Here is an 8,726-nt window from a genome sequence, read left to right on the forward strand (position 1 = left end):
AGTTATTCGCTACCCCTGCCGATAGTGACTATGTTCACTTTACCTTCCCCCAATGAGTGAGGATGTCTCCATGGGCTTATCTATCGTGCAGCGGATCATCGCCGGATTCGTGTTGATGCTGCTGTTGCTGATCCTGCTTGGTGTGATCAGTACTTTTAAAATCAAGGGTATAAATGACGGCCTCTCTGCCGTATCTGACCGGGCAACCCCGCTGGTGGTGGCTGTCGCAGGTCTCAAGGGGGCATTGCAGGATAGTAACCGCTGGGTGCTGGTCTACCGCACCAGTGAAGATGCTGCCCAGTTGCCGCAGCTGGCCAATCAGTTCAAGGAGCAACAGAACCGCTTCGCCCAGCTGAGTCAGGAGATGGGTAAATTTACCGACGTAGCGGATGCTCGTGCCCGCTTCCAACAGGTCGAGAGTGCTACCACCCAATTTTATGGCTTGGCGGATCAGGTGTTAGCCCAGCATCGGCAGTGGGTCAGTGCACTGGAGCAGCGCCACAAGCTGGAGATGGAATTTATCCGCCTTGAGGATACTTACCAGTGGGCGGCGGATCTGCTGCTGCAACAGGCCGCCAGCAAACGCTCCATGCGCAACAAGGCGGAGCTTATTACCTCGGGTATCGCCCGCGATCTGAAGAATATCCGCCGTGCCGATGCCAAAACCGACCTGAACGAGCTGGAAAAGGTACTCAGCAAGGATATCGATATGGCCCGCAAGCGGTTGGAGCGGGTGCTGGTGCCCGATGATGTGAAAGCGCGCTTTGTCTCCAATCTGGATCGGATGCAGGAGTTGGCGCTTGGCGCTCAGGGCTTGCTGGCAACCATGCGTCAGGCTCAGCAACTGGCGCTGTCGCTGGCCACGCAAAATCAGCAGCTGGATGCCAGTCTGGTCAACAGTCTCAATTTGCTCGATGAGATGGGCAAGTCTGCCGGAGCCATCGCCAGCGATAGCCGGATCAATGCCGATGCAGCGGTCAGTAGCGCCAGCTTCTGGATCCTGGTGGTTGCCGCGATGTCTGCCGCTGCCGCACTGGTGATCGGCTATACCACGGCGCGCAGCATTCAGCGCCCGTTGCAGATGATCAACAAGGAGCTCGATTACATGGCGGCCGGTGACATGACCCGCCGCATCAACTACCGCAGCAGTTGCGAATTTGGCAGCCTCTCTCGCTCCATCGATACGCTGGCGGGCAAGACCGGCGAGCTGCTCTCTCAAATCAATGCGGGTTCCCGCCATCTGGTGGATGAGGCGAGCCGCGCCGCCGAGATCAGCGAACGGGCCATGTCCCGGGTACAGGAGCAGAAGAGCCAGACCGATCAGGTGGCCGCCGCCATTACCGAGCTGGAAGTGAGCGCCACCGAGGTGGCCCGCTCTACCGATGGCACCAAGCGGGAAGTGGATTTGGCCGATGAAGAGGCGCGCAATGGTCGCCAGAAAGTGGCCACCACTCGCCGGATCACCGAGCAGCTGGCTGGCGCCATGGAGGAGGCGGTCGGCATCACTTACAAGCTGGGCGAATTCAGCAACAACATCGGCAGCATTCTCGATGTGATCCGCAGTATTGCCGAGCAGACCAATCTGCTGGCATTGAACGCTGCCATCGAAGCGGCCCGTGCTGGTGATGCAGGTCGTGGTTTTGCGGTGGTGGCCGATGAGGTGCGGGCGCTGGCCAATCGCACCCAGACTTCGACCGAAGAGATCCAGGGGATGATTGAGAACCTGCAGAGCTCCAGCAAGCATGTGGTTGAAGTGATGGGACGCAGCCAGGAGCAGACCCAGAGCTGTGTCGAGCAGACCCGCGAGATGGATGTGGCGCTGCAATCCATTGCCGAGCGGATGGGGGCCATCAAGTCGATGGCGGATCAGGTGGCCCATGCCGCTCAGGAGCAGATCTCCGTCAGTCAGGGGGTCGCTCGTCATATCGCCGGTATTGCCGATGTGGCATACGAGACAGAGCGGGAGGCGCGGGAATCCGCCAGCAGCAGCGAAGTGCTGGCCGACCTGGTCGCCAAACAGCAGCAATTGATCGCACATTTCAAGGTCTAGGAGGGCTTATGTCTAAAAAGTGGATTGGAGCCCTGAGTCTCCTGTTGTGTGGCCAGCTGATGGCCAGCGAGCTGGTGATTGAAAGCTGGCGAACCGATGACAAGGCGTTGTGGGAGCAGAAAATCATCCCGGCGTTTGAAGCGGCGCATCCCGGCATCAAGGTGAGTTTTCATCCGGTGCAGAACGTCAACTACATGCCCACTTTGTGGGAGAGCCTGAAAGGGGGCAAGGCGGGGGATCTTATTACCTGTCGTCCGTTTGATGACTCGCTCGCCCTGTTCAAGGCTGGCCATCTGGCCGAGCTGACCGAAATGGCGGGGATGGAGAACTTCCCGAGTTTTGCCCAGTCACCGTGGCAGACCGATTCCGGTGCCCAGACTTTCTGCGTGCCGATGGCTTCGGTGATCCATGGCTTCTTCTATAACAAGAAGATCTTCAGTGAGTTGGGGCTCACCTTGCCGCAAACCCGCGACCAGTTCTTCGCCGTGCTGGACAAGATCAAGGCCGACGGGCGTTATGTGCCGCTGGCCATGAGCGGTTCCGAGAGCTGGGTTGCCTCCGAACTGGGGTTCCAGAACATTGGTCCGAATTACTGGAAGGGAGAGGACGGCCGTCTGGCACTGATCGGCGGGCAGGAGCGGTTGGACAACCCGCAATATGTGAAGGTGTTCGACGAGCTGGCCCGCTGGCGTTCCTACCTCGGTGAAGGTGGCGAGAGCCGCGATTATGCGACCAGTAACGAGCTGTTCACTTCGGGCAAGGCAGCCTTCTACGTGGCGGGCTCCTGGGAGATTGCCCCCTTCACCGGCAAGGTCGATTTTGGCGTCATGCGTCCGCCGGTGGCCAAACAGGGTGATGGCTGTTTCTTTACCGACCACACCGATATCGGTATGGGGATGAATCCGGCCAGCAAGAACAAAGAGGGGGCAATGGCCTTCCTGCAGTGGCTGACGACGCCGCAATTTGCCGAGCTCTATACCAACTCGCTGCCGGGATTCTTCTCCCTCTCCAACCACTTCTTCGATGTCACCAATCCGGCGGCCAAAGAGATGATGGAGTGGCGCGATCAGTGTGACTCGACCATTCGGGTCGCGACCCAGATCCTCTCCCGTGGTACGCCCAAGTTGGGGGATGAGCTGGCCGAGGTGAGTCAGGCGGTGCTGCTTGGCAAGATGGAACCCAAGGCTGCCGCAGAGCGACTGGAAAGTGGCTTGAAGGGCTGGTATGCCCCTCATCAGGGCAACAAGGCCAAGAGCGCGGATTGTCAGTGTGATGCGGTTGCCCCTGCTCCTGCTCCTGCTCCTGCTCCAGTTTCAGCGCCGACGACTGAGGTGTCCGCAGCTCCCGCGACCAGTGAAACATCGGCCGTGGTGGCACCAGCTGTGACTCCCGCAGAACCCGCATCAGCGGCCGCTGCCCCATTACCGGCGCCGTCGGATGAGGTGGAACAGGCGCTCTCCAACGAGCTGGAGGCGCCACAGCAGCCACAGCAATAGGTCATCTGCATCAATAAAAACGGGAGGCATCAGCCTCCCGTTTTTTTATGGCTCGCGGCCAGTATGTATTGCTTTATTGTGCTTCGTGGGGCCAGCGGCAGAGGCTGCCGATGCGGGCTACCGGGGCAAACCCCAGAGAGCGGTAAATGCGCAGGGCATGGTAGTGCTCGTCAGCCACTATGATGAGTTGTTTGGCGCGGGACAATCCTGCGCGAGCCACTTGACTCAGCAGCTGGCGGCATAACCCCTGGTTGCGCCAGGCATGGTGCGTGCGTACCAACTGGAAGCGCCCAAGTGTGCCGCAAAAGAAGAGGCCACAGCTAGCGACCAGTTGTCCCTCTTGCCAGATCCCCCACCAGTCCCCGAGACCATCGGCAATCATGGCCTGATAGAGCGCCTGACGGGATCGAAGATAGGGGAGGTAACTCTGTTCCGAGTGCCCCTCATCCCGCTCATGGAGTTCGAAGTCGAGCCACTCAGGCCAATCAGCAGTGGTGAAGGTGCGTGCCTCAACCTTGTTCATGTCGTCGTGAGGAGGTGGGCAGCTCTGCTCATCCAGCGCCAGTACCACGCACTCCATATATTGGTAACCCGTTGCGACAAAACCGGCGATCCGGCTGTTTTGTCCGGCGGCTAGTGGCCATTGGAATGTGCGGTGGCGCACCCGAGGATCCTGGCCGATCAACTGATCGAATGCGGCTTCCAGCCAGCCTTTGTCGCGGTCGCTGGGCGGGGTGGGGAGCAGCAGGTAGTTGCCGAAGTAATAGTCGGGAGCATCCGGCGTGCGAACCGCCCAGAACTGCTCATGCTGGGTTACCTCGCCCTGGTAGCGATCGAACAGCAAGTCGGTGGCAAAGCCGGGGTGGGTATCCATGATGGTGCTCCTGCAAAGACTCATTCTGTTATCGGCAGGAGTGGGAAATAGATGAAAAGGGGCCGGAGAAACCTCCGGCCAAACAATCACACGCAGATTCAGAACGTCCAGGACGATCTGCCCCCATCATAACTCGACTGGGGCAATTTTGGGATGGGCACTTTTCGGTTACGTACCGTTAATTTTGTAAATATGAAGTTCGTCAGATCGGATGTGAGGTAAAACCCTGTTGACTTTGTGTCGTTTTGCTCATAAATATAAAGACGTTTAGACGTCCAAACATCCGTTTTGACGTAGGCAGATGGATTGCAGGACAGGGAGAAGAGCAGATGGGATTTCACAGTGCACGTCAGGTTGAGGCGCTCAACCAGAGCTTGGCAGATTTGAATGGCGATATATCGGTCAGTTTCGAGTTTTTTCCGCCCAACAGTGAAGGGATGGAGAATACCCTCTGGCAGTCCATCGAACGGCTGAAAGTGCTGGAACCCAAGTTCGTCTCCGTCACCTATGGCGCCAACTCCGGCACCCGTGATCGCACCCACAAGGTGATCAAGGACATCAAGGAACGGACCGGCCTGATTGCGGCGCCTCACCTGACCTGTATCGATGCCAGCCGCGACGAATTGCGCACCATCGCCCGTGATTACTGGAACAGCGGTATTCGTCATATCGTGGCTCTGCGCGGTGATTTGCCGCAGGGGTTGGAGAAGCCGGATATGTATGCCACCGATCTGGTTGCCCTGCTCAAGTCAGAGGCTGACTTTGATATCTCGGTTGCCGCCTATCCGGAAGGGCACCCGGAGGCCAAGAGTGCGCAATCCGACCTGCTCAACCTCAAGCGCAAGATCGATGCCGGTGCCAACCGTGCTATCACCCAGTTCTTCTTCGATGTGGAAACGTATTTGCGCTTTCGGGATCGCTGCGCCGCCATCGGTATTGATGCTGAAATCGTGCCGGGGATCCTGCCGGTCTCCAACTATCAGACCCTGGCCAAGTTTGCCGGTTTTACCAATGTGAAGATCCCGCGTTGGATGCATCAGCGTTTCGAGGGGTTGGATAACGATCAGATGACTCGCAATCTGGTGGGGGCTAGCATCGCCATCGATCAGGTGCGCGTGCTGAGTCAGGAAGGGGTGAAGGATTTCCACTTCTATACCCTGAACCGCTCCGAGCTGACCTATGCCATCTGCCATACTCTGGGGGTTCGTCCCAAGGGTTGACCGGTGGCCACCGCGATAAAAGCAAAAAGCCAATGAGTTGCTCATTGGCTTTTTCGTTATGGCCGATTATCAAGGTCTGGTCGGGGCGATCTCTTTTGGCTCAAGATCGATAACCGCATTACCGGCAGCCCCCGGATACTGGCGATAGACCTGATCCTGCTCCAGTGTGTAGAAGGTATCCAGATAGTCGTCGTTGTTGGTCATCCAGGAGTCGGGCAGTGCCTTGACGATGCGACCGCCGAGATCGAGGAAGGGCAGGGCTTCCGGCACGCCACCCGCAGTAAAGCCGAGTTTGAGAGCTTCAATCAGCAGGGCGCTCAGCTCCTTGTAGTTGACGTTGTCATCCTGCTCCATCATCACCACATCGACGGCACCCCAGCGATAGCGATCCCAGTAAACCAGGATCTGGTTGGGGGTGTAGTCTGTGTTGTCATAGTCGAGGTAGGGCATGTCGACAATATCGACCACTGGTTCATCCCGGCTGGGATTAACCCCTGCGACCACTGCATACACTTCGGCTGCGCCGAGCAGCCAGGGCTCCTGATCATCCTTCAGTCTGATCTTTTTCAGGATACTGGTCTTGAGTGGCACCGTGCTGGCCGTTACTCGCGGGGCGCTTTGCAGATCCGCATCGGCCAGCGCCTTGCGCATCACCTCCAAGCCTGCATTTTTGGCTTTGACGGGATCGGCTTCGACTACCAGAACCGGCCGGGCCGGTGCCTTGTCTACATCCAGATAGACGGGATTGCCAGCACTATCGAACGCTTCAATGGCGCTCCAGCTCTTCTCATCCCCACTAGGAACATAGGCGACCAGCGGTTCGACGCCCTGTTGCAGTGCTGCGGCCTGATCGGTGTTGGCCAGCCGCAACTGCATCAGTTGCTTGACCTCGCCATCCAGTCCTTGCCGGCTGATGGCTGCCTGGTTGGCATCGCTCGCCTGCCGTTTAAGGCGTGGGCTGGCCTTCTGCAGCAGGGTGGGAAGCGGGCTCTGGTATTGCTGATTGCTCAGCAGGGGCAGCAGGTTTTTCTGCTGAAGTGCGAGCTGGCGAGCCAGCTCTCGATCCGTATCGGCAGCTTGGACGCTCGTAGCACCCAGTATGGCCAGTAGTAACAAGACAGCCTGATTTTTCATTTTTATTCTCCGTTGCATGCAACCTGACAGGGCAACACGTCCGGGAAGATTGGTGCCCTGGCACCACTAGAAGGAAATTAGTTTCACTTGTGAATCATTTTATGTGGATAGTGTGCAGAGGTTCACGGTTTGAGGTTCAATTGATTCCTTTGTCGATATGATTGGAACTGATAGATAGCCAGACCAATCAGCAGACCCCAGCAGGCTGCCGCGATGCCGAGCAGGCTGATCCCGGACGCGGTAATGATAAAGGTGAGCAGCGCAGCTTCTCGCGCTTCATCCTCTTGCAAGGCCGAGTGCAGGCTGCTGCCGATGGTGCCTAACAGGGCCAAACCAGCGACGCAGGTGACAAGGGTTGCCGGAAAGGCGCTAAACAGGGCCGCGACGGTTGCGCCGAAGCAGCCGGTCACAAGATAAAAGCAACCCGCCCAAACCGCAGTAGGCCAGCGGCGCTTGGTATCCGGGTCGACCTCTTTGCCCATGCAAATGGCGGCAGTGATGGCGGCCAGATTGAAGGCATAACCGCCAAAAGGGGCGAGCAGCAGGCCAGTCAGGCCGGTCCAGCTGATCAGCGAGGAGGTGGCAGGCTGATAGTCATGGGCTCGCAAGATGGCAATCCCCGGCATGTTTTGCGATGTCATGGTGACAATGAACAGCGGCAGCGCGATACCAAACAGAGCATCAAGGGAGAAGGCTGGCCATGTCCAGACCGGGCTGGCGAGTTGCCAGTGAAGGGTGCCCATTTGCAAATCCCCCCGCACGCTGCAGATCAGCATCCCCACTCCCAGTACCAGCACCATGGTATAGCGAGGCCAGAGATGACGCCCCAACAGGAAAGTCAGCAGCAAGGTACCAAGCAGCAAGGGATCTTGCGGGGCGACCTTGAACAGATCCAGCCCGAATCTGAGCAGTACGCCAGCGAGCATGGCAGCGGCCAGCGGAGCCGGGATATGTTTCATCAAGCGGTCGAACCAGCCGCTGATGCCACACAGAGTGATCAGCAGGGAGGAGATCACAAAGGCGCCGATCGCTTCCGCCAGAGTGAAGTTGCCCAGCGTGGTGATCAGCAGTGCCGCGCCCGGTGTGGACCAGGCGGTTAGTATGGGTATGCGGTAATAGAGAGAGAGGCCGATGCAGCTCACCCCCATGCCGATCCCCAGCGTCCAGAGCCAGGAGGCAACTTGGGCAGTATCAGCACCCGCTGCCGTGGCGGCCTGGATGATCAGGATGACGGAACTGGTGTAGCCGACCATCACGGCGATAAAGCCTGCGACCAGATGGGGGAGGGCGAAGGGCATGACTCTTCCTCTTGGCGTTGTGACGCGCTGTGCGTTATTACGTACAATACAGCTTTGACTATATCGCTGTGCGCTATAGCGCACAAGGCGCATCGTGCAAGAGTAATAAAGAGGCAGTTATGCAAGAGATGAGTCAGCATCTGGCTGCTCGACTGAAGGGGCTGCGCAGCGAGCGCGGCTGGAGCCTGGATGCCGCCGCGCGCGAAACGGGTGTCAGCAAAGCGATGCTGGGGCAGATTGAGCGGGGAGAGTCCAGCCCGACGGTGGCGACGCTATGGAAGATAGCCACCGGTTTTCGAGTCTCATTTTCCAGTTTCATTGAGCCCACACCCGCTGCGCAGGCTGAGGTGCTCTATCGCACCGCCGATGCCATTCGCCAGCAGCCAGCGGGAGAGGGCATGCAAGTGGCGCCGCTCTTCCCTTATGAAAACCGGTTTGGCTTCGAATTGCTTGAGCTGACCCTGTTGCCGGGTTACCAGCGTGAATCCGAGTCCCATGAGCCGGGAGTGACCGAACATGTCATCGTCATCAGCGGCATGATGGAGGTGCTGGTGGAAGGGGAGTGGCGTTCATTGGTGCAAGGAGAGGCGGTGCGTTTTGCTGCCGACCGTCCCCACGGTTATCGCAATCTGGGCATAGCCCCGGCGATTTTCC

General features: G+C 58.3%; 7 protein-coding genes (1 of these 7 only partly in view). 4 read left to right on the forward strand and 3 right to left on the reverse strand.

Annotation, left to right across the window (positions count from 1 at the left end; translation table 11 throughout):
* Positions 1–70: 70 nt before the first annotated feature.
* The gene (locus I6L41_RS18925) at positions 71–2,050 is read left to right on the forward strand and encodes a methyl-accepting chemotaxis protein (RefSeq protein ID WP_216960617.1); all 1,980 of its coding nucleotides are present in this window, start codon (positions 71–73) and stop codon (positions 2,048–2,050) included.
* 8 nt (positions 2,051–2,058) lie between these two features.
* Complete coding sequence (locus I6L41_RS18930; RefSeq protein ID WP_216960619.1) at positions 2,059–3,546, forward strand: ABC transporter substrate-binding protein; 1,488 nt, start codon at positions 2,059–2,061, stop codon at positions 3,544–3,546.
* A gap of 73 nt (positions 3,547–3,619) precedes the next feature.
* On the opposite strand, the gene I6L41_RS18935 is transcribed toward I6L41_RS18930, so the two are convergent.
* On the reverse strand, positions 3,620–4,420 hold the full coding sequence (locus tag I6L41_RS18935; protein WP_216960621.1) for a GNAT family N-acetyltransferase: 801 nt from the start codon (positions 4,418–4,420) through the stop codon (positions 3,620–3,622).
* A 329-nt stretch (positions 4,421–4,749) separates the two neighbouring features.
* Here I6L41_RS18935 and metF point away from each other — a divergent pair, with 329 nt between their 5' ends.
* Positions 4,750–5,640 (forward strand): methylenetetrahydrofolate reductase, encoded by an 891-nt coding sequence (gene metF, locus I6L41_RS18940; RefSeq protein ID WP_005340191.1) that lies wholly within the window; start codon positions 4,750–4,752, stop codon positions 5,638–5,640.
* Positions 5,641–5,709: 69 nt separating this feature from the next.
* Here the strand turns inward: metF and I6L41_RS18945 are convergent, their stop codons facing one another.
* Complete coding sequence (locus tag I6L41_RS18945; protein WP_216960623.1) at positions 5,710–6,774, reverse strand: DUF3103 family protein; 1,065 nt, start codon at positions 6,772–6,774, stop codon at positions 5,710–5,712.
* Positions 6,775–6,896: 122 nt separating this feature from the next.
* The gene (locus tag I6L41_RS18950; RefSeq protein ID WP_216960625.1) at positions 6,897–8,072 is read right to left on the reverse strand and encodes a benzoate/H(+) symporter BenE family transporter; all 1,176 of its coding nucleotides are present in this window, start codon (positions 8,070–8,072) and stop codon (positions 6,897–6,899) included.
* A 119-nt stretch (positions 8,073–8,191) separates the two neighbouring features.
* Here I6L41_RS18950 and I6L41_RS18955 point away from each other — a divergent pair, with 119 nt between their 5' ends.
* A protein-coding gene (locus tag I6L41_RS18955) for a helix-turn-helix domain-containing protein (RefSeq protein ID WP_216947454.1) crosses the window boundary here: on the forward strand, positions 8,192–8,726 show its 5' portion. Its footprint extends 35 nt past the window's final position; the window shows 535 of its 570 coding nt (coding positions 1–535); the start codon lies at positions 8,192–8,194; its stop codon lies beyond the right edge, outside the window.

Origin of the sequence: Aeromonas sp. FDAARGOS 1411 (assembly GCF_019047125.1) — a bacterium.
Taxonomy (GTDB): Bacteria; Pseudomonadota; Gammaproteobacteria; order Enterobacterales; family Aeromonadaceae; genus Aeromonas; species Aeromonas veronii.

Bases quoted from the DNA above. Each gene is read 5' to 3' on its own strand.
- I6L41_RS18930 (WP_216960619.1), top strand. From the start codon at position 2,059: ATGTCTAAAAAGTGGATTGGAGCCCTGAGTCTCCTGTTGTGTGGCCAG.
- I6L41_RS18945 (WP_216960623.1), bottom strand. From the start codon at position 6,774: ATGAAAAATCAGGCTGTCTTGTTACTACTGGCCATACTGGGTGCTACG.
- I6L41_RS18935 (WP_216960621.1), bottom strand. From the start codon at position 4,420: ATGGATACCCACCCCGGCTTTGCCACCGACTTGCTGTTCGATCGCTAC.
- I6L41_RS18925 (WP_216960617.1), top strand. From the start codon at position 71: ATGGGCTTATCTATCGTGCAGCGGATCATCGCCGGATTCGTGTTGATG.
- I6L41_RS18950 (WP_216960625.1), bottom strand. From the start codon at position 8,072: ATGCCCTTCGCCCTCCCCCATCTGGTCGCAGGCTTTATCGCCGTGATG.
- metF (WP_005340191.1), top strand. From the start codon at position 4,750: ATGGGATTTCACAGTGCACGTCAGGTTGAGGCGCTCAACCAGAGCTTG.